Source organism: Bartonella sp. AA97HXZ (assembly GCF_042196985.1).
GTDB lineage: Bacteria > Pseudomonadota > Alphaproteobacteria > Rhizobiales > Rhizobiaceae > Bartonella.
On record NZ_JBHIRC010000083.1, the window covers coordinates 1 to 1,064 of the forward strand.

Here is a 1,064-nt window from a genome sequence, read left to right on the forward strand (position 1 = left end):
AAATCGCGCCCAGCAATGGCAATCAGCGAGCGCATCCCCTGTTCGGATTTACCCAACACATTAAAAAAGCGCACCAAAGTGCCGGTAGCATCTTTGTCCAGATCTTGCATGAACTTTTCGCGAGAAAGCCCGATATTGGCAAAAGCATCTTCAATATGCTTGCCTCCTGCCTGAATACGGGCACTCATGGCATTAAAACCACGCGCGGCACTCTCTGGAACAATCCCAGCAGAAATCATCGCCGTACCAAATGCCGCAGTTTCGCGCGCGGTGAGCTTAAACATGGTTGCCGCACCGGTGGCACGATTGGTAAAATCAGACACTTCACTGGCTTTTGCCGCCATGTGATTAGAGAGATGATTGATAGCATCGCCTAGATCTTCAATGCCTGCCTGATTAAGCTTAAAGACATTGCGCAACTTGGCAAAGCGCTCCCCAATCTGATCTCCCGTCATATCAAAAGCTACAGCTGCTTTAGCGGCATAAATGCTAAAAGCTTCTAGATCTTGTTCGCCAATCCCTGCTTGGCTGGCACTGGTCATCAATTCTAAGACTTCACGCGCCGCTAACGGAATCTTGGTGGAGGTTTCAAGCGCAAAACGGCGCAATTCCTTTAAGCGATCAAGGGGGGCATCGAGAACCTTTTCTAGTCCCTTCATCGATTGGTCAAATTGCATGGCTTTATAGAGCGGTGCAATTAAGGTTGCTGTTTGCGCAAGCGCACCCACCATGCGCCCGCGGGCTTGGATAAAAGCATTTTCCGCATTCTTTGTCGCATCCTCAAGATGCTCAGGGTCAAACCAATTTTTAAAATGCTGCCTTGTCTTGTTTTGGAAATGCGCAACATCTGAACTAAAGGCTGCAAGATCTCGCTTGGCAGAAGCGATCCCCTCTTGCAGATGATTAACAAAACGCACAACAAGAGAAACATCCATGATCGTCTCTTATCCTAACTGATGACTTTCATATTCTTGAGCTTTCAGGCGCGCGAGTTCTTCTCGATAGGCAATCACATCCAGCCAATCCATCTGGTTAATCTCTGAAGGCGCCCAGTGATAATAAAG

Annotated in this window: 1 protein-coding gene; it reads right to left on the reverse strand. The window is 48.1% G+C overall.

Annotated elements, in window-relative coordinates:
• Positions 1 to 935, reverse strand: a 935-nt coding sequence (locus ACFINE_RS09810) for a phage tail tape measure protein (protein ID WP_375621897.1), incomplete at its 3' end; no start/stop codon positions are given.
• Positions 936 to 1,064 lie beyond the last annotated feature (129 nt).